Annotated in this window: 3 tRNA genes; all 3 read right to left on the bottom strand. The window is 45.1% G+C overall.

Going from position 1 to position 348, the window contains the following annotated elements:
• Positions 1 to 60 precede the first annotated feature (60 nt).
• Positions 61 to 148 (bottom strand) — tRNA-Ser (locus AC3E7H_RS09990).
• 6 nt (positions 149 to 154) lie between these two features.
• Positions 155 to 228: transfer RNA gene (locus tag AC3E7H_RS09985), tRNA-Ile, on the bottom strand.
• Between the two features lie 36 nt (positions 229 to 264).
• Positions 265 to 335, bottom strand: a tRNA-Gly gene (locus tag AC3E7H_RS09980).
• Positions 336 to 348 lie beyond the last annotated feature (13 nt).

Genomic DNA, 348 nt, shown 5'->3' with positions numbered 1-348 from the left:
GACAAAGAGGGCAAATTTGATAATTAAGGGCACAAAAAAAGAGCTAACAAGCTCTAATTACGGAGAATAAGGGATTCGAACCCTTGCGCCAGTTACCCGACCTAACGATTTAGCAAACCGTCCTCTTCAGCCTCTTGAGTAATTCTCCTATTAATGGGCACGAGTGGACTCGAACCACCGACCTCACGCTTATCAGGCGTGCGCTCTAACCACCTGAGCTACGCGCCCAAGTTATATAACTTGGTAAATGAACTAAATGTTCAAAGCGGGTGACGAGAATCGAACTCGCGACAACAGCTTGGAAGGCTGTAGTTTTACCACTAAACTACACCCGCATATATAAGAAAT

The sequence above is a fragment of the Streptococcus sp. SCPM-O-B-15304 (M98) genome (genome assembly GCF_058200215.1).
Note: the sequence above shows the minus strand (reverse complement) of the source record. Positions and strands in the feature narration are given on the sequence as shown.